This window comes from Phormidesmis sp. 146-20 (genome assembly GCF_052939475.1).
The window spans coordinates 274,511-293,064 of the sequence record NZ_JBJPHT010000003.1 but is presented as its reverse complement, the minus strand read 5'-3'; the positions used below and the strand labels follow the sequence as shown (position 1 = coordinate 293,064).

The 18,554-nt window shown below is 49.5% G+C and carries 15 protein-coding genes; 7 read left to right on the top strand and 8 right to left on the bottom strand.

Translation table 11 applies throughout. The features are described from left to right. Positions 1-469: 469 nt before the first annotated feature. Both ACKFKH_RS04815 and ACKFKH_RS04810 read left to right on the top strand, forming a co-directional pair. Positions 470-1,141: a hypothetical protein gene (locus tag ACKFKH_RS04815; protein WP_446857105.1), complete on the top strand. Its 672-nt coding sequence runs from the start codon at positions 470-472 to the stop codon at positions 1,139-1,141. 340 nt (positions 1,142-1,481) lie between these two features. Continuing rightward, positions 1,482-3,083: a TAXI family TRAP transporter solute-binding subunit gene (locus ACKFKH_RS04810; protein ID WP_446857104.1), complete on the top strand. Its 1,602-nt coding sequence runs from the start codon at positions 1,482-1,484 to the stop codon at positions 3,081-3,083. Positions 3,084-3,372: 289 nt separating this feature from the next. On the opposite strand, the gene ACKFKH_RS04805 is transcribed toward ACKFKH_RS04810, so the two are convergent. The 4 genes from ACKFKH_RS04805 to ACKFKH_RS04790 all read right to left on the bottom strand — a co-directional run bounded on the left by ACKFKH_RS04805 (position 3,373) and on the right by ACKFKH_RS04790 (position 5,995). Next, complete coding sequence (locus tag ACKFKH_RS04805; protein ID WP_446857103.1) at positions 3,373-4,209, bottom strand: TPM domain-containing protein; 837 nt, start codon at positions 4,207-4,209, stop codon at positions 3,373-3,375. Between the two features lie 177 nt (positions 4,210-4,386). Next, on the bottom strand, positions 4,387-5,034 hold the full coding sequence (locus ACKFKH_RS04800; RefSeq protein WP_446857102.1) for a DUF948 domain-containing protein: 648 nt from the start codon (positions 5,032-5,034) through the stop codon (positions 4,387-4,389). A gap of 6 nt (positions 5,035-5,040) precedes the next feature. Then, positions 5,041-5,388: a YtxH domain-containing protein gene (locus ACKFKH_RS04795; protein ID WP_446857101.1), complete on the bottom strand. Its 348-nt coding sequence runs from the start codon at positions 5,386-5,388 to the stop codon at positions 5,041-5,043. A 217-nt stretch (positions 5,389-5,605) separates the two neighbouring features. After that, positions 5,606-5,995: a hypothetical protein gene (locus tag ACKFKH_RS04790; protein ID WP_446857100.1), complete on the bottom strand. Its 390-nt coding sequence runs from the start codon at positions 5,993-5,995 to the stop codon at positions 5,606-5,608. A 270-nt stretch (positions 5,996-6,265) separates the two neighbouring features. Here ACKFKH_RS04790 and ACKFKH_RS04785 point away from each other — a divergent pair, with 270 nt between their 5' ends. The 3 genes from ACKFKH_RS04785 (at position 6,266) to ACKFKH_RS04775 (ending at position 9,540) form a co-directional block, all read left to right on the top strand. After that, a complete protein-coding gene (locus ACKFKH_RS04785) occupies positions 6,266-8,500 on the top strand; it encodes an S-layer homology domain-containing protein (RefSeq protein WP_446857099.1) in 2,235 nt (744 codons plus the stop codon). Between the two features lie 166 nt (positions 8,501-8,666). After that, positions 8,667-9,002, top strand: a complete 336-nt coding sequence (gene psb28 / locus ACKFKH_RS04780) for a photosystem II reaction center protein Psb28 (RefSeq protein WP_446857098.1) — start codon at positions 8,667-8,669, stop codon at positions 9,000-9,002. Positions 9,003-9,012: 10 nt separating this feature from the next. Beyond that, positions 9,013-9,540, top strand: coding sequence for a MogA/MoaB family molybdenum cofactor biosynthesis protein (locus ACKFKH_RS04775; protein WP_446857097.1), 528 nt, complete (start codon positions 9,013-9,015; stop codon positions 9,538-9,540). A gap of 197 nt (positions 9,541-9,737) precedes the next feature. On the opposite strand, the gene ctpB is transcribed toward ACKFKH_RS04775, so the two are convergent. Further along, on the bottom strand, positions 9,738-11,042 hold the full coding sequence (gene ctpB / locus ACKFKH_RS04770; RefSeq protein ID WP_446857096.1) for a carboxyl-terminal processing protease CtpB: 1,305 nt from the start codon (positions 11,040-11,042) through the stop codon (positions 9,738-9,740). A gap of 413 nt (positions 11,043-11,455) precedes the next feature. Here ctpB and ACKFKH_RS04765 point away from each other — a divergent pair, with 413 nt between their 5' ends. Next, a complete protein-coding gene (locus ACKFKH_RS04765; protein WP_446857095.1) occupies positions 11,456-12,283 on the top strand; it encodes a hypothetical protein in 828 nt (275 codons plus the stop codon). A gap of 110 nt (positions 12,284-12,393) precedes the next feature. Here the strand turns inward: ACKFKH_RS04765 and ACKFKH_RS04760 are convergent, their stop codons facing one another. Both ACKFKH_RS04760 and ACKFKH_RS04755 read right to left on the bottom strand, forming a co-directional pair. Beyond that, positions 12,394-13,254, bottom strand: coding sequence for a fructosamine kinase family protein (locus ACKFKH_RS04760; RefSeq protein ID WP_446857094.1), 861 nt, complete (start codon positions 13,252-13,254; stop codon positions 12,394-12,396). 8 nt (positions 13,255-13,262) lie between these two features. Beyond that, positions 13,263-14,549, bottom strand: a complete 1,287-nt coding sequence (locus ACKFKH_RS04755) for a M16 family metallopeptidase (RefSeq protein ID WP_446857093.1) — start codon at positions 14,547-14,549, stop codon at positions 13,263-13,265. Between the two features lie 116 nt (positions 14,550-14,665). On the opposite strand from ACKFKH_RS04755, the gene crtD reads away from it, so the two are divergent. Continuing rightward, positions 14,666-16,240, top strand: coding sequence for a C-3',4' desaturase CrtD (crtD, locus tag ACKFKH_RS04750; protein WP_446857092.1), 1,575 nt, complete (start codon positions 14,666-14,668; stop codon positions 16,238-16,240). 207 nt (positions 16,241-16,447) lie between these two features. Here crtD and tkt read toward each other — a convergent pair whose 3' ends face one another. Further along, on the bottom strand, positions 16,448-18,454 hold the full coding sequence (gene tkt, locus ACKFKH_RS04745; protein WP_446857091.1) for a transketolase: 2,007 nt from the start codon (positions 18,452-18,454) through the stop codon (positions 16,448-16,450). Positions 18,455-18,554 lie beyond the last annotated feature (100 nt).

Here is an 18,554-nt window from a genome sequence, read left to right as displayed (position 1 = left end):
GGGGGCAGAAGCCGTGAACAACGAAGCGAAAAAACTCTCATCGAATTCACGTTAATAGATATCTTCAATGCCTGAAGACCCGCTTCCGCAGCAATTTTTTTTAATCAAATCAGCTTTTCACTAATTAAGCCAGCGCCTAACTACAAGATTCAGCAATATTCAGAGTTCTCACTCAAGAACTTTACTTCGCTATCGGCTAAAAGTAGACATAGAAAACTTTTTGTCAGACGTTTCTGGTTATTGAGCCTTCAGCGTTAGGTGTAATTTATGTCCTCCAGTGGTAGCAGCTACAGCCTTTAATTCCAGGAACCTTTAACTTTCTAACGTTAAGCTCGAAAAGCCAGAAATGGTTGCACTTCTTAACTTAAATAGAGCTTTTGTTCACCTCGATTTGAAGAGTTTACAGCCTGCTGATTTTGCTTAGAGAATTAAACTTCTATGACGTTACGGCGTTTTGCAGGAGCAATTTATGCAGCTTTCACCATTTGCTCAATACTACATTCGCAAACTACTTCGGCAAAATATTGATCAAGCCAATCCTCTTTTGGCAAATGAGACAGAAGATCGTCTTTTATCTGAGTTAGATATTAATCAAATTTTGACTGACCTTTATTTAGAAGACCATAAAATCGCCGCCAAAAAGTGGGAATTAGAAACTTTAACGCAAATTTCTCAAAATCTTGAAAAATCCCACTATGAGCAGGAAAGCTTAATCGAAATCAAACGGCGAATTCTTGATATTTTAGGATTTAGATCAGCAGCGATCGTGCCTTCTAAGTTGCCGCTTATTGTTCAAGAAAAACTTGTGCCATCTTTTCGCTTTTATCGAGAAGGAAAAGTCCTGGAAGGAATCAATTTTAGGCATGAATTTTATGGATTAGTCAAAGAGTTTGAAACTACTCAAAGACTACGAACCTATCAGCTTGCATGGGCGCTGTCAGAGAAAAACATTCCAATGATTTTAACGACCGCTGATGCACGACTGGGGATCTGGATTCGGCTACGATCGCCTGCCTACTCAGCATGGCTTGATCAAGCTGCAATTCTCCCAAATCTTGTCCTACTTCTCCACTCTGCCCTTCATCGATTCAAACAAGTTTTTACCCGTCCAACTAACTCAATAGATAGAACTAACCATTGACTAGTTTTTGAGCGACGGGGTTACACAACAACATTAATAGAATATTATTAACAGAATATTAATAGTTAGTATGAATTAACATGGTCGAGCATTCCCTCGAATCTTCGCTGGTGGAATAGGACGCATACGACTTCATGGAAAAACCGTAATTTGCTTCTGCTTTCATCAATGTCAACATTCTTGATAGAGCATTCGATACAACGCTTGATTAGAGGCGCTAAAATCCTCATATCATCTTGGAACTGTCGATCGCGACTCAGCCAAGTCCAATCATTCAAGTTGCTGAAAAGTACAAGTTGTCGGCCTCTACACTCGACAAAAATTGTTTGTCAGCATCCTAGTGAATTTGTATCGTGAGCCTGTCTATCGTCCCATGCAAAAACAATATTTGCGATCGCTGCGCGCAGCTTTCTGGCAACGCTTACCGCTTCATCTCGTTTGTGGAGTCATGTTGCTGGGAGTTGGAAGTTGTAATCGACCACCCGATCGCGTCACGGTTTCTAGTGGCACCGCTAATGGCTATTACAGTCGGTTAGCCGCCCAAATTGGTGACTCGGCTGACAATAGCGTGGGCATGAATGTTCAAAATCTCAGTTCTCAAGGGTCACGAGAAAATCTACAGCGACTGCTCGATCGCCAGGTTGATTTTGCGCTAGTGCAGTTAGATGTCGTCAGCGATGCCATGAAGCAAGGAAAAGTGCAGGCGATCGCCACCCTGGCCAATGAAGATATTCATCTGATCGTTAAAGATGCTCGACTGCGATCGCTCTCTGATTTGCAGGGCAAACGAGTCGGGATGGGGTCAAAGGGCAGTGGAATTCGGTTTACAGCAGATCAATTGGTCAAGGCGATCGGGCTAAAGGTGCGTGCAGATGACTCCAATTTTGACCAACTGTTTGAGAGACTGTCAGGGGGGCAGGTGGAGGCTGCGATTTATGTGGGCAGTGTGGGAGCCAGCGATAAAGTTCGTGAGCAGTTTTTGACCCATCCCCAGCTACGGCTGATTCCCCTTCAGCCAGAAGTTATTAACTATCTAACGACTCGCGATCCAGGTTCTTATCAAGCCGCAACGATCCCGATTGGCACCTATAGCGCCCGTCCTGCCATCCCAGCAAAAAGTATCCCGACCCTCTCAACTGCAACAGTTTTAGTGACTCGTCCCGATGTCAGCCATCGATCGGTTGGGCTGCTTACCTGGTCAATTTTGTCTACGTCTCGAAAGTTTTCACAATTTTATCCAGATTTGCAGGCTGGAGAAGCGCGATCGCTCTTACAAAAAGGGCTGTTTTACATTCACCCAGCGGCCCAAAATGTCTACGAGCAGGGCGATCCGCGAGATGCCTGGATTCGGTACTGGGAAAACAACAGTGATCTTCAGGCTGGGTTAATGATCTTGATCGGAACGAGCAGCGCGGGGGTGTTTTTGCAGAAATGGCGGCACGATCGCTCCAAAAAGCTAGTCACAACCACCGTCAAGCGAATTAGTGAACTGAGACACCTGCTGCCCCTCGACGCTCAACCAGCCCTAGACGGCATCGAAGAACTCAGCCAGGAGCATCGCTTACTCTTCATCGAAGGCACGATTACATCAGACACCTATGAGCAAGTTCGTCAAAAAACGCAAACCTTTGCAGATCAATGCCGCACCCTATTAGAGCAACAGCGCAAACGATTTGTTTTGGACACCCTACTGTTACTCGACGATTGGCAGGCATCGCTACAACTTGACCCTCAAGCTGCCTTACAAAAACTCACTCAGATCAAACAGCAGTACCGCGAAATGTTGATCGCCGATCAGGTCGATATCCAGGCCTACATCGAACTCATGGAACTAACCTTCATTTCAGTCATGACCCTTGCTCCACGCGATGGAGCCTCAAAATCAAACGGAGGTTGGACGCTTCCTGAGCAGTTACCTGTTAAACCTGAAGCTGAAAGGTAAAAATTAACTTTGTTGCTGATCAAACACTAGAAGAAAGCTAACTTCTTGCTTAAAGCACAAATTTAGCTTGAGAGGCTCTTCTCTAACCCGTAAAATCACTAGATCGTGTGATAGTCAAACCCAGTCAAATTTGGTTAGATAAAGACAGACTTGCTTCGGAGCGTTTTTCGGCAGCCTTCACAGGCTGTTTTTTTTGGGGCAAAGTGTATACAGTATACACTTTTGTAAAAGAATCGCACTCCGTTGAAAGGAGAGCAGACACGCGATCGCTCCCCACCCCAACAACGCATTAAGTTTCAGACGTGGACGATTGATTAAAGCCAGGAGTCAAGTATCCGACGAGGGCCCCGATCGCAAACCCTGAAACGTTACGAAATAAGGGTAGCCATTCAGAAGTGCGGGTCACGACCGGGCCGACCCCAAACGCTAGGAACAAGATTCCCCAGAGTGGCGAGAAAATAAGCGCCCACTGCCAGGCAAAAATTTGTCCTTCTTTGCGAGGATGTCCAGCAAATCCGCAAATCACACCACCGACGATCGAGGTCACCAACGTCAAAATCCACTGTTCTTGAGGCAAACCTGGTACAACGCTGCATCCGCCCTGCTTTAGACAATACTTCACCGCATCCAACGCTTGAATGATCGCCTGATCTTCACCATTTTCTCGGACAAAAAACTGGTTGCCAAAACGAGTCTGTAGCTCGATCCAAAACGTTCTCGATAAGAGCGGGTAAAACGCATCGCCCACGCTGAAATTGAGAATGTTGCCGCCCCGCTGATCGACCACCATCATCAGACTTTTCTCATTTAGCCCCCAATAGTCTTTGACCGCTGTCCCAGGAGTGCGATCGAACTGAGTTAATACCCGAATCTTCCAGCCTGTTTCCGCTTCAAATTTGGACAAATCCTCAGAAAGCGCCTCTTCTTGAACTGCGGTCAGCGACTTGGCCAGGTCAATAACATTAGTGGGCTTATCAGGCAGCAGGTCGGGGTTGTTGTAAGCGTGGGCAGCAGGAGCGATTGTCCAGATCGACAGCGCCAAAACAAAGGCAGTAATTGCTTTCAAAAGGCGATCGTTCAAAAAATATTGCATTGACGGCTGAAGGGGTGGGGTGGAAAGAGACATAGAGGAGTTGACCGATACAGAAAAAATGGGAGGTGATAAAGCCTACTTTTCTTTACATTAGTTAACTCTAATCTAATATTAGAAGCCTTCTCAAAACTCAGTCAATTTGCTCAAAAAGTTTTCTTAACAAAAAAGCACCCTAATGGATGCTGAAGTCAACTTGATTTTGAACGTGAACTAGCGATCGACCTCACCGCGCGTCGTTGGCTTATTATCCTTGCGTTGTCTAGCTTCTTTAGAGACTCGGAGGCGATCGTTTCCAATTCGAGACTGACCGTTTTCTAGCTCGTGGGTTTGAGAAACTTGGTCAGGAGTCTCATCGGAGCGATCGCTCGACTCAGTTAGATTCTCAGAATAAGAAACATAATCGGAAGCGTGAGCGGCTGGACTGCGCCTGGAATCTCCCGAATCGACAGAAGTGCGGTTTGTCGAAGGTAACCGATTAGTCCGCGATTTGGCGGAGGATTGATTTAAGGTTCGCCACGCGGCCTTTACGCCCGCAAACACACTGCGCGTCGTAACCTGAGCCTTCTGAACCTGCTGTTTTGCGCTAGTGACGCTTTGATCCACCTGCTTAACGACCTGCCCAGCGCTTTGCACCCCTTGGCTCATATCGTCAGTCAGTTCTGTAATTTCTAGCCCAGTTAAACGAATGGCTTCGAGCGTGGGAGGAAGCTCGCGGTTGAGGGTGTCAAACAGTTTTTCGGCACTGCGGGCGGCTCTTGCTAACTCGCGAAAAGCAGGCACAGCCGCCATTAGGACGGCAGTCAGACTCACTGCGACCAGCAAAATCGATAATCCTAACCAAAAAATGGGGTTAATCACCATTGCCTACAACAAACGATCGCGCACAGGTTTTGAGTCTGATGGGGAGTCAACATCATTACGGGTAAGTTGCTGCTCTCGCTGAGTCGCTTCCACCCCGGCTGAGATGGCCTCACGAAGCCGAACTAGCGTGCCATCCCAGTTTCTTAGGGCAGTTTCTGAGAGCCGATCGGCTTGAAGCTGTACTGTGGTCGATAAGTCTTCAGCAAGTTCGGGGAGGGCATCGGCTGATTTTTTCAACAGTTGTCGAGTTTCTCGCCCGGTACGAGGTGCGATCAAGAGTCCCGCGATCGTTCCGAAGGCGGCTCCGATGATCATTCCTCCTAAGAAGGCTCCAGAGCGATTGTTTGACATAGTTCTCGGTTAACTCAGCACAAGCGATTGAGGACAATTTTAATTTTTAATCAAGTACAAATTTAATTTTCAATTGTTTTCTTTATTTTGCCAAAATTTCACCCCATGCCCTCAAACATTGGGCAGATCTCCTGGATAAACCTTTAAATTTGTCGCTTCTCGGTGCCAAACCCTGCCAAGTAGACTGCTGCAAGCTAAAAGTACAATTGCCTGAAGGCTATCTACGGTTTGCCGCTTTTTTGTTGAGTCGCGAAAGAGGCAGACGGCGCGACCCCTGGTGGGTAACCCGAAGCGACCCCTCGCGGGTAACTCGAAGAGATCGTCGATTTAAAACGCGGCTCCCCAGACTCAGAAGGGCGAGTGCTTGCCGAGCTTGCTGAAATTTGGGTTCTAATTGCTGATAGCTTTGGCGAAGTTGACGACTGCCCATCTGACCTTTGAGAATCGCTTCGGGCGCACCTGACAAAACCTTGTGCGTGCTAAGTTCTGCTGCAATTAGCGCATCTGCCGCCTTTGACAAGGCCAGTCTAAGTTTCCATACGCGCCACGCTGTATAAAAGCAACCGATCGCCAAAAGCACATTGATCACTACCACAGTCACCAGCATTGCTTACCTCATCGCGTAATGATTCACCGCCCAAGTTAACGACGATCATAGCCGCGAGTTTGAGATTGAGAGTCAGCAGCGAGAGAGAGTTTTGAGCTTTGAATTCTCTAATTCACGACCCTTCACGAAAAGAAACGCGCAGCGCGATCGACCCTGGCTATCATGAAATGCTTCGCAACACTTCCTGGAATCGTCTCGCGTAGGGCTGTTGCCTACAAATAATCTCAGAAAAATTCCCGTCCTCCCTTACTGATTTAGCCCTTTAAGATTATGGTTCAGTCTACTGCCCCGATGATTTTTGTAAACCCCAGTAGCGGCAATGATAGTGCAGCCGGAAGCCAAGCGGCACCCCTTAAAACGATCGCTCGTGCGCTTCAACAGGCAAAATCAGGCACGACCATTCAGCTTGCGCCCGGCACCTACACCACTGCCAACGGCGAAACCTTTCCGCTCACCATTCCCTCCGGGGTGACTGTCATTGGCAACGAATCGAACAAAGGCAGCGGCATTCAGATTACGGGAAGTGGCTCCTATTTGAGTCCCACGTTTGCCAAACAAAATGTGACCTTCTTGCTGCAAAACAACGCTCAACTGCGAGGCGTAACCGTGACGAATGCGGACGATCGTGGCACTGGAGCTTGGATCGAGTCAACGGCTCCTACAATCGCCAACTGCACCTTTGTCAACTGCAAGCGAGAAGGCGTTTTTGCGACGGGCACCTCAAATCCAGCCGTTCTGGACTGCGTGTTTAACCAAAATGCGGCCAACGGCATCTCGATCGTGCGGGACACCAAAGGAGAATTTCGGCGCAACGTTTGTCAGAATACAGGATTTGGCATGGCGATCGGCGACAATGCAGCCCCCTTACTCACCGATAATCGCATTTTTGAGAATCGAGCAGGCATCGTATTGTCTCGATCGGCTCGTCCCGTGATGCGTGGCAATACTGTAGAACGCAACCGAGAAACTGGATTGGTGGCGCTAGAGAAATCCCTTCCCGATTTAGGCAGCAGTCAAGATCCGGGAGGCAACATCATTCGGGACAACGGCGAGTTTGATCTACAAAATTCTACAAATCCACCCATTACGATCGCCTCAGTCGGTAATCAACTCAATCCAACTAAAATACAGGGGCCGATCGACCTGATCGCTAGTGATATCCCCACTCCTACTCCCACGCCGAATCCAGTTCCTACACCAACTCCCACCCCAACTCCCACCCCAACTCCCACCCCAACTCCAGTTCCTACACCCACCCCGACTCCAATCCCGATTCCCACCCCGACTCCAATCCCGATTCCCGTCCCAACTCCCACCCCGACTCCCACTCCCACGCCTAGTGGACTGAGCGACGTTCGAGGACATTGGGCAGAGTCCTTTATTCAAGCATTGGTGAGCAGAGGATTAATTAGTGGCTTTCCCGACGGCACCTTTAAGCCAGAAGCTCCGCTAACTCGTGCCCAATATGCGACCATTATTGCCAAAGCTTACGATCTACCGCTCAAGCAAGCCGCCACCAACTTTTCAGACGTTTCGCGGGGCTTTTGGGCATTTGACGGCATCACCAAGGCCAATCGAATGGGCTTTATTGCAGGCTTTCCCGACGGCACTTTTCGCCCTGGTCAAAACTTAACTCGTGTGCAGGCGTTTGTTTCACTCGTCAATGGTTTGGGACTGACCGGAGGAACGCCAAGCACTGTAGCAGCCTATGCCGATCGCGCCCAAATTCCCAGTTATGCCGTCAATCCGATCGCAACCGCGACTCAAAAACGGATGGTGGTCAACCATCCCACCGTTTCTCAACTCAAACCGATGCAGGAGATGACTCGCGCAGAAGTGGCAGCCGTCGTGTATCAATCTCTGGTGGCGACCAATAAAGCCCCTGCGATCGCCTCCGCCTTTATCGTTGACCCCGATGCCTCAGTCGCCACCTTTACCGATATGACTCAGCACTGGGCTAAAGAGTTTGTTTTAGGACTGTCTAATCAAAACTTTATTAGCGGCTTTGCCGATGGCACCTTCAAACCTGACACCCCCATGACTCGCGCCCAATACGCTGCGCTGCTCTCCAAAGCCTTTAACCCTGCGCCCCGACGAGCCGCGATTAGTTTCTCAGACGTTCCGGCGGACTTTTGGGCAAAGCCAATGATCGAACAAGCCTATCGCGCAGGATTCATTTCGGGCTTTCCTGACGGTACCTTTAAGCCCAACCAAAATGTAACTCGGCTTCAGATGGCGCTGTCACTGGTGAGCGGATTCAACATTCCTCCGGGAGATGTGAGCGTCTTAAATTCTTACGACGATCGCGCCTCAATTCCTCAGCCCTTTCAAGACAAAGTTGCGGCGGCGACTCAGGAGAAAATCATCGTCAACTTCCCCAACGTGCGCCAGTTTAGTCCCAATCGAGATGCGACGAGAGCCGAAGTGTCTGCAATGGTTTACCAAACGCTTGCGAGAGACGGACGGGTCGCTTCGCTAAATTCCCCCTACATTGTCAACGCTTAGGAATTTGATGCTCAAAGAGTTCTGAGTTAGCCAACTTCTTTTTACTTCGTCCGGATGGACTAAAAAGGATGTTTGGTTTAAAGCTCAGAACTCTTTTCAGGCTTTGTGGAACGATCCCTAAGATGGGAGAATAGGGTTTACCTAATCACATCGCGATCGTAAAGCTATGGTTCAAATTCAATTTTCTAGAGGCGTTGATGAAGACGTAGTTCCTGATGTCCGCCTGACTCGCTCCAAAGATGGCACCAACGGAACGGCGACCTTTTACTTTGACAAGCCCAGAGCCTTAGATAACTCTAGCACCGACGACATTACAGGCATGTACATGATCGACGAAGAAGGCGAACTGACCACTCGTGAAGTCAAAGCCAAATTTGTCAACGGCAAGCCCGAAGCGCTAGAAGCCCTCTACATCATGAAGTCTGTAGGAGAGTGGGAGCGGTTTATGCGATTTATGGAGCGCTACGCTCAACAAAACGAGTTGGGCTTCCAAAAATCCTAGCTTGTCACTCATGACCCATTCTCCTCATCCTGACACTCCCGGTGTGGCGGTCGGCTGTGCTGTCATTACCGTGAGTGATACTCGAACTCCAGAAACCGATCGCAGTGGTCAACTCATTCAGCAGCTTCTTTTAAAGGCTGGACATCGAATTGGGCACTACACGCTGGTTAAAGATGAACCTGATCAGATTCGATCGCAACTTAGTGCGTTGAGCGATCGGTCTGACTTAGACGCACTCATCTTCAATGGCGGCACGGGCATTGCTCCAAGAGACACCACCTATGACGCGATCGAGCAACTCCTCGAAAAAACGCTGCCAGGATTTGGAGAAATCTTTCGATCCCTGAGTTACCAGGAGATCGGATCGAGGGCCATTGCATCACGAGCGATCGCTGGAACCTATCGAGGCAAGCTAATTTTTTCGATCCCCGGCTCTTCAAACGCCGTCAAACTCGCCCTCGAAAAGCTAATCTTGCCAGAACTGGTGCATTTAGTTAGCCAGCTACAGCTTCCTACTAATCCAACCTCAATTGGGTGAAAAGTTTTCTCACTTCGGTTTTTCGCCCATTAGTTCCTAGTTCTACGTGAATTCGTTGAAAGGGTTCACTTCGGTATGAATCCAGACTCGTTAATTCTAGTGGTTCTAACCCCTCCAGGCATTGAGAGCATTTGACCCAAACGCAAAAGAACGCTAGGACATATAAGACATCCCAGCGTTCTTTTGAGCATCAACGCCTATCTCGCGTTTACGCTCTGTTGTGAAGAGCTTGGCTTGAGAGCCGTTTGTTCTAAGACAGACAACGCACGCGCATATTGAGGATCTTGCTTGGTGCCAATCAGTTTAGGATTGGTTGCTAGATATTGCCGTTGAGCATCGGTCAGGTCAATCTTGACATCTGGCGTAATGCCTTTTTGACTAATATCAGTGCCGTTGGGCGTGTAATAGTGGGCGATCGTCACCGCCAATCCTGACCCATCTGAGAGCGAATGCACCGACTGCACCAGCGCTTTTCCAAAGGTTTGACTACCCACTACGGTCGCCCGTCTGTTGTCTTTGAGCGCGCCCGTTAGAATCTCGCTAGAGCTGGCCGAGTTGCCGTCTACCAAGACCACTAATGGCAGCTTGGTCAAAGCAGTCCGATTTGCCGCCATTTCGTCACTGCCACCCTTACGATCGACCGTCCGCACGATCGCGCCTTTGTCGAGCCACATGCGGCTAATCTCAATACTTGCTTGCAGCAGACCGCCCGGATTTCCCCGCAGATCTAGCACAAACCCCTCGACCTTTTGAGCCGACAGATCTTGAATCGCTCGCTGCATTTGCTCAGAAGCATGGCTGCTAAACTCATTGAGACGAATATAGCCAACCCGATTCTTGCCTTCTTGACGCAGCCCATATCGCACAGTTTGTAGCTCGATTCTGGCTCTCGTCAACGGCATATCAAAGTCGCCAGATCCAGTGCGTCCGATTTTGAGCGTCACTTTAGTGCCCACTTCGCCTCGAATCAGATTAGAAGCGTCTTCAACACTCATGCCTTTGGTGGGTTTGCCATTGATCGCTGTAATGCGATCGCCCGACTTGACCCCCGCCCGAATCGCCGGAGAATTTTCTAACGGCTCAACCACCGTCAAGACCTTAGTTTTCTCATCTAGCTCCAGACGAATTCCTACTCCAGAGAGTTCTCCAGACGTTTGATTGCTCAAAGCTTCGTACTGCTTAGGATCCATGAAGCGCGTGTAGGGATCGTCCAATTGCTTCAGGGCGGTTCGCAGGGCTTCGTAAGCTTCTTGTCTCGATGTATAGTTTTTGTTCAACAGGCGTTGGCGAACAGCTTTCCAATCGTTTTTGTTGAACGTACCATCGACATATTCGCGATTGACGATTTGCCAGGCCTCGTCGATCACTGTTTTGGGGCTGTCTTGCAGAGCGGCACGAACGGCCCGTCCAGGGCCAAACAGCGTCAGGGTCGCCGTCGCAGCAACGAAACCACTGCATAGGGCAACTTGGAGAAGCGGGAAGCGCCTTGTGGATCGATTCATCGAGTTGTTGTGGGAGTAGGTGGATAGCGTCGAAAGCGAGAAGACATCCGTAGCGAGACTCAAGAAATTTCGGTGACTTAAAGTAACAAGTAGAGTCTTAGCCGATCGTAATCTTTTTCTCCGGGGGTAGAAGCATCACTCAACTACGGACAAGTTAGCTTTAGAGTACACAGGAGACTCCTGAGAGCCGCAATCTTGGTAGGACAGTTGCTCAAGTGGCTCTAAATGCTGAAACTCCTCCACACTAAACGCGGTTTGTGAACGCTGGATGCAATCTCTATGACAATCTAACTGAATCTATGGAAAATATCCTGACGTTGAATGCAGAGTTTTATTAAGTTTTTTGACTTTTCGACCAGGATCAGAGGCAGTATGAAGTCAAGGGCCCCGTTTGAGGTGAGGGCAAATTCTTTATGCAGGTGAGCGCAAAACAATCTTCAAGACGCTGGTTATCGGTGCTGGTGCACTGTGGAATCGTGGGAGCGGCCTTAGCGGGAATTGTCTGGATGCAGCGATCGCAGCTAAATCGCAGTTCTCTCTGGACAACCGATCCACAGCAGGCAGAACGACAAGAAGCGTTGCGGTTAGATTTGCTGAAAAAAACGCCCTCTTTTGGCTTTGACAATATGATTGCCAACTGGACGTTTCTCAACTTTTTGCAATACTTTGGCGACGATGAAGCCCGCGATAAGACTGGCTATTCATTGAGTCCCCAGTATTTTGACCTGATCACTCGACGAGATCCCCGTTTTGTCGATATCTACTTATTTCTATCGGGTACGCTGTCTTATCAATTAGGCAAACCACAGTTAAGTGTGGAGTATCTGCGACGGGGCACAGAAGTGCTGTCTCCTCAGATCCACCCCAGATCTTATACTTTATGGCAATATCAGGCCCTGGATCAATTGCTGCTGTTGGGAGACATTCCAGGGGCAATCTATTCATCAGAACAGGCGGCTAAATGGGCTGCCGCGACCCCTGGCTATGAGATGATTGCTTCCAATTTTCAAAGAAGGGCAGATTTCTTGAGAACAGAGCCAGACAGCAAGCTAATCCGGTTTCAATCCTGGGGGACTGTGTTTGATCAGGCGCAGAGAGCGGGCGATCGCAAGACGCAGGAACGAGCCAAACAAGAAATTTTAGCGCTAGGAGGCGTGGAGCGAGTTGCCCCCGATGGACGGCTCTTCTTCACGTTGGACATTCCACCCAAGAAAGGGAATCCGTCTAAACCAGCTAAGTGAGTTGCGGTGTCTAGAGCGCTGCTTCTATTCTGCATGTACAAGTTGGCAATTTCGGCCAATAATCAGCCTAGCAATGCCCTTTATTGGAGTGGGATTACGGGGGTTTTGGCTTACAAAAGCGATCGCATTATCTGGTTTGCTTGAGATTCATAACCGCCTCCAAACAAATTGAAATGATTTAGAACATGGTAGAGGTTATAGAGAGTTTTGCGCTGTTTGTAGCTGTCTGATAACGGCCAGATCTGGTGATAGCCCTGATAAAATTCACTAGGAAAACCGCCAAATAACTCTGTCATTGCAATATCAACTTCACGATCGCCCCAATAAGTTGCTGGGTCAAAAATGACGGGATCTCCAGACTGCGTAACGGCTGCATTGCCTGACCACAAATCTCCGTGAACGAGAGAAAGCTGAGGATGGTGATTTGCTAAAAGCTCTGGAATGGTATCAAGTAAGCGATCGCTTTGAGGAAATTTTCCGCCTCGTTGTTTGGCAAGCTGTAGCTGATAGCCAATTCGATGCTGGGTAAAAAAGGTTGTCCAATTGGATGTCCAGGGATTGAGTTGGAGCGTGGCTCCGATCGTATTATTTTGCTCCCAACCAAACGCAGTGGACTTTGTAAATTGATGCAGTCTCGCCAATTCACAACCCATTTTTTCCCAAGATTCACGATTGCCGCGATCGAGTTCTAACCACTCCAAAACGATGTAAGCATGATCGGATGAAACGCCATAACAAATCGGCTTGGGAACTGAAATTGTGTTGGTTGCTGACAGTTCGCTGAGTCCCAGTGCCTCTGCTTCAAACATGGCAAATTGACTGGCGCGATTTAATTTCACGAAAAAAGATCGCGATCCATTCGTGACTTTGTAGCCTTGATTGATGCAGCCACCGCTGACTGAAGTACGATCGCTAATTTCAAATGGTTGAGCGATCGCTTCAGAAATCTTTTGCTCAATTTGCTTCCACATAAAGCGATTTACGCTGGTTTGACCACCACAACTCCATAAGCCTCGGTCGGTAAATATTTTTGAGCGGCAGTTTGAATGTCAGAAATAGTGAGCGATTGAATGTAATTAGTGTAGTTAAAGGCAGGTTCTAAATCACCGAGTTGGGATTGATAATAGCCGTACAATCCAGAGCGATCGCTGGGCGTTTCATTCCCAAAAATAAAGTGATTGGCCACCTGAGTACAGACTCGTGAAAGCTCTGAATCGGTAACGGAATCTGTCTGTAAAGTTTGAATGTGCTGTACGATCGCGGCTTCTACTTTTTCGACATTCTCAACAGGCAACTGAGCTGAAATGCAGAAGATTCCTTGGTGCCGATAGGTCATATTGCTGGCAGAAATACTCGACACCAGCCCTTGTTCTTCTCGCAAATCTTTGACCAATCGGGCAGTGCGTCCATGTCCCAAAATGCTCGATAGCACATCTAACTCATAGGTCTCGTGCAGATTGGTCAACCCAGGAACGCGCCAAATCATCATCAAACGCGCTTGTTGAAGGGTGCGATCGACAAATTCGCGACGGATGACTTCGGTGAATAGGGTTTCGGGGGAGTGAGGTGTGAGGCGTGAGGCGTGAGGCGCAGAAATGGGTTTGAGTTGGTTAAAGCTGTCTTCGACGATTTGGATGAGGCGATCGACTGGGAGATTGCCCACGGCTACGGCAGTCATCGATTTGGGCTGATACCACTGGTTGTGAAAGTCTCGCATTTGTTGCGCGGCGAGCGTTTCGATCACAGAAGCAGGGCCGAGCACTTGACGACGATATGGAAGTCGATCGAAGGCTAAATCAGTTGTGTGCTGAAAAATGCGGCGGCGAGTATTGTCTTCCGATCGCCGAATTTCTTCTAACACCACAGATCTTTCTCGCTCAAATCCGTCATCCGGGATGCTGGCGTTGAGGACAACATCCATTTGTAAGGGGGCCAGGTCTGCAAAATCTTTGGGAGCCGTGGTGATGTAGTAGTGCGTGTAGTCCTGACTGGTGGCGGCATTGGTTACTGCCCCTCGTTCTTCGATCAGTTGCTCAAATTCCCCACTTTTTAGCTGATTAGTGCCCTTAAAGACCATGTGTTCTAGAAAGTGCGCCATGCCGTTGATTTCGTCAAACTCGACTGCGGAACCTACATTGAGCCACAGATTAAGATTGACGGCATCGACGGGAAGCTGCTCGGCAACGATCGTCAATCCGCTGGGCAGATGACGAATTGTTGGTGCATTAAGTTTTGAGGAAGGAGCCTTAACGAGAATTGAAGTCATAATTTGCCCACTGATGGCCGCTTAACTCATCTTAATCTTCTTAAAGTTGCGATTGGTATCCGTCGGGGTAGAAATCGCTAGAAATTTGAGGGAAACAAAGATGAGAACGATAGAATATGAGTAGAAGTATTAAGAAATATGAAGGAAGCGCAATGGTTAGAGAGCAGGGGGGTGATTCTCAGTCGAACGATCGAATCGTCGTTATCGGTGCCGGGATCGGGGGATTGACCGCAGCAGCCTTGTTAGCTCATCGCGGGTATTCTGTATTGGTGCTAGATCAGGCGTTGGTTCCGGGCGGATGTGCTTCAACCTTTAAGCGGCAGGGCTTTACGTTTGATGTGGGCGCAACTCAGGTTGCCGGATTAGAGCCGGGGGGCATTCATCACCGCATTTTCTCTGAGCTAGAAATTGATCTTCCGCAAGCTACGCCCTGTGATCCAGCTTGTGCGGTGTATCTGCCGGGAGAAACGGAGCCGATTAGTGTTTGGCGCGATCCTGAAAAATGGCAGGCAGAACGCCAGCGTCAGTTTCCTCAAAGCGAACCCTTTTGGCAAATGTTGGCGGATTTGTTTCGCTACAGTTGGGCGTTTCAGATGCGCGATCCGGTTTTGCCACCCCGCAACGTCTGGGATTTGTGGCAACTAACGAAAGCCGTTCGACCTGATACGTTGATGACGCTGCCGCACGCTTTCTCAACGGTTGGCGATGCACTGCGGGGATATGGATTAGGTGACAACCAGCGCCTCAGAACCTTCCTCGATCTGCAACTCAAACTCTATTCTCAAGTCACCGCCGAAGAAACCGCCTTACTCTACGCTGCTACCGCACTGGGCGTTTCTCAAGAGCCACACGGATTGTTTCACCTTCAGGGCAGTATGCAGGTGTTGAGCGATCGCCTCCTCTCCGCTCTAGAGCGCGATAGTGGAAAGCTTCTGATGCGTCACACAGTTGAGAAAATTCATACCAAATTTGGCAAGACAACGGGCGTGACGATTCGCAATCAGAAAACGGGTGAGATCTGGACGGAGCAAGCCGATCAAGTCGTCGCCAACGTCACCGTTCAGAATCTGATGGAGCTATTGGACGATGCCCCCAAAGGTTATCAGCGTCGAGTTGAGAAACTGCCACCTTCATCGGGTGCGTTTGTGATTTATCTGGGAGTCGATCAGGCTGCGATTCCCAAAAACTGTCCGCCGCATCTGCAATTTCTGTATGACTACGAAGGAGCGATCTCTTCGAGTTACCCGCAAGGGGTCGGCGAAAACAATTCCCTTTTTGTCTCGGTTAGTCATCCGGGAGACGGGCGCGCCCCTGATGGCAAAGCGACGATTATTGCGTCTTCCTTCACCGACCCAGCCGCCTGGTGGCAGTGTGAAGACTATTCTGAGATGAAGCAGAAATATACGGAGGAAGCGATCGATCGGCTCAGTCAGTTCTTTGATCTAAAGGGCACGATTGTTTACCAGGAAGCCGCCACTCCTCGGACGTTCCAGCACTACACAGGACGCGATCAAGGGGTCGTCGGTGGGATCGGTCAGCGCGTCCCGACTTTTGGCCCGTTTGGATTTGCTAATCGCACTCCAGTCAAACAGCTTTGGCTAGTAGGTGACTCTACCCATCCCGGAGAAGGTACAGCGGGAGTCAGTTATTCGGCGCTAACCGTTGTGAGACAGATTGAAGCCAGAAGTTGATCGGCCTCTGTAGCTTCAAAATTCGGCGTTGCTGAATCAGGGGATGAATTGCCCCAAAGCGGCGGGAAACCCAAGGTTCAAAGTTCCCCAGAATTGGGGGATTTAGGGGGCTGCCCAGATGAATCACCATCGCGAAAGATTTCATCGAATTCACGTTAAAAAAGCTCCCCGAAGGGAGCCAGTTCAATTACTCAAAGATCAAATCCATTAGCCAAGAATCTTTTTGGCTTCGGCAACGACATTATCGATCGTGTAGCCAAACTTCTCCATCGCCACACCGCCAGGGGCCGATACGCCAAAGCGTTCAATGCTGATCATCGCGCCTTCACTGCCGATGTATTTGTGCCAACCAAAGCTAGAACCCGCTTCTACCACTAGACGTTTTTGATCCGCCTTGGGCAAAATTGCATTTTGGTAATGCTCGTCTTGCTCCTCAAACAGTTCCCAACAGGGCATCGAGACCACCCGAACTTTGTGACCGTCAGCCCGCAACTTCTCAGCCGCCTGCACACACAGACTGACTTCGCTCCCGGTGCCAATCAAAATGATGTCAGGGAGATCGTCACTGCCAGAGAGAATGTAAGCTCCACGAGCCACGCCTTCAATCGAGCTTCCTTCGAGTTGAGGAAGTGCCTGACGGGTCATCGCCAACAGAGAAGGCTGATTACGACGCTCGATCGCAATCTTGTAAGCCCCAGACGTTTCGGTGCCATCGGCAGGACGGAAGACCAACAGATTAGGAATCGCCCGCAGCGCCGGAATTGTCTCGACAGGTTGGTGCGTCGGGCCATCTTCACCCAGCGCGACTGAATCGTGAGTCATGACATAAATCACGCCCGCCTGAGACAACGCCGACAAGCGAATCGCCGCCCGCATATAGTCCGCAAACACCAGGAAAGTTGCACAGTAAGGAATTAGCCCCGAACCAGACAAAGCAATCCCGTTACAAATTGCGCCCATGCCATGTTCACGGACTCCAAATCGCAGGTTGCGCCCTTCATAAGAGCCTTTCTGGAAGTCGGCAAAGCCTTTGAGCAGGGTCAGGTTAGAGTGCGTCAAGTCGGCGGAGCCACCAATCAATTCAGGAATGGCTTGTCCGAGCGCATTCAGTGTCTTCTCAGAAGTTTGGCGAGTCGCAAGGGCTTTGTCTTGAGGGGTGTAAGTGGGCAAAGATTTCTCCCAGCCTTCAGGAAGTTTGCCGCTCAGTTGCCGCTCAAATCGAGCAGCCTCTTCGGGATACTTGGATTTGTAAGCAGCGAGCGTTTCGTTCCAGTCGGACTCATATTGGGCACCACGATCGACCGCTTTGCGCCAGTGATTTAGGGCATCTTCAGGAACGACAAAAGGCTCATACTCCCAGCCCAAATTCGTCCGCGTTGCGGTTACTTCATCGCCGCCCAGCGCTGCCCCGTGGACACCTGCCGTATTTTGCTTGTTGGGTGACCCGTAGCCGATCGTCGTCCGCACTTTAATCAAAGAAGGCTTGTCGGTGACGGCTTTGGCCGCCTCGATCGCCGCTTTAATGGCATCCAGATCGGTGTCGCCATCGGGAACTGCCTGCACATGCCAGCCATACGCTTCAAACCGCTTGCCCACATCTTCGGTAAACGAAACTTCTGTGTCGCCATCAATAGAAATGTGGTTGTCGTCGTACAGAGCAATCAGTTTGCCCAATCCCAAGTGACCTGCCAGCGAGCAAGCCTCACCCGAAACGCCTTCCATGTTGCAGCCGTCGCCCAAAATCACGTAGGTGTAGTGATCGACGATCGTCGCATCAGGCTTGTTGAAGGTGGCAGCCATGTGCGCTTCGGCCATCGCCAACCCAACCCCGTTACAAATCCCTTGACCCAGCGGCCCGGTCGTGACTTCTACCCCAGGCGTTTCAAAATTCTCAGGGTGTCCGGGTGTTTTTGATCCCCACTGCCGAAACTGTTTGATATCGTCGATCGTCACACTATCGTAACCCGTCAAATAAAGCAGGGCGTACTGCAACATTGAGCCGTGACCCGCAGACAGCACAAAGCGATCGCGGTTGTACCAGTAGGGGTTCTTAGGATTAAACCGCATGAACTTGTCCCACAGCACGAAGGACATCGGAGCGGCACCCATTGGCAGTCCGGGGTGTCCTGATTTGGCTTTTTCAACGCCATCGATCGCCAAAAAGCGAATCGAATTAATGCAAAGTTCTTCGAGGGATTGGGCTGCAACGACCATGATCTTTGTGTAATAAATGACGGTTTGAGCGAGGCTGAACGTTTAGACTGTGAACGCTAGACTTGACTTAAATCAAAGGATTTCGCGACTTCTAGCTTGA

Excerpts from the sequence above, each read along its gene's own strand:
- ACKFKH_RS04815 (WP_446857105.1), top strand. The coding sequence starts at position 470 with ATGCAGCTTTCACCATTTGCTCAATACTACATTCGCAAACTACTTCGG.
- ACKFKH_RS04805 (WP_446857103.1), bottom strand. The coding sequence starts at position 4,209 with ATGTCTCTTTCCACCCCACCCCTTCAGCCGTCAATGCAATATTTTTTG.
- ACKFKH_RS04795 (WP_446857101.1), bottom strand. The coding sequence starts at position 5,388 with ATGTCAAACAATCGCTCTGGAGCCTTCTTAGGAGGAATGATCATCGGA.
- ACKFKH_RS04790 (WP_446857100.1), bottom strand. The coding sequence starts at position 5,995 with ATGCTGGTGACTGTGGTAGTGATCAATGTGCTTTTGGCGATCGGTTGC.
- ACKFKH_RS04785 (WP_446857099.1), top strand. The coding sequence starts at position 6,266 with ATGGTTCAGTCTACTGCCCCGATGATTTTTGTAAACCCCAGTAGCGGC.
- psb28 (WP_446857098.1), top strand. The coding sequence starts at position 8,667 with ATGGTTCAAATTCAATTTTCTAGAGGCGTTGATGAAGACGTAGTTCCT.
- ACKFKH_RS04775 (WP_446857097.1), top strand. The coding sequence starts at position 9,013 with ATGACCCATTCTCCTCATCCTGACACTCCCGGTGTGGCGGTCGGCTGT.
- ctpB (WP_446857096.1), bottom strand. The coding sequence starts at position 11,042 with ATGAATCGATCCACAAGGCGCTTCCCGCTTCTCCAAGTTGCCCTATGC.
- ACKFKH_RS04765 (WP_446857095.1), top strand. The coding sequence starts at position 11,456 with ATGCAGGTGAGCGCAAAACAATCTTCAAGACGCTGGTTATCGGTGCTG.
- ACKFKH_RS04760 (WP_446857094.1), bottom strand. The coding sequence starts at position 13,254 with ATGTGGAAGCAAATTGAGCAAAAGATTTCTGAAGCGATCGCTCAACCA.
- ACKFKH_RS04755 (WP_446857093.1), bottom strand. The coding sequence starts at position 14,549 with ATGACTTCAATTCTCGTTAAGGCTCCTTCCTCAAAACTTAATGCACCA.
- crtD (WP_446857092.1), top strand. The coding sequence starts at position 14,666 with ATGAGTAGAAGTATTAAGAAATATGAAGGAAGCGCAATGGTTAGAGAG.
- tkt (WP_446857091.1), bottom strand. The coding sequence starts at position 18,454 with ATGGTCGTTGCAGCCCAATCCCTCGAAGAACTTTGCATTAATTCGATT.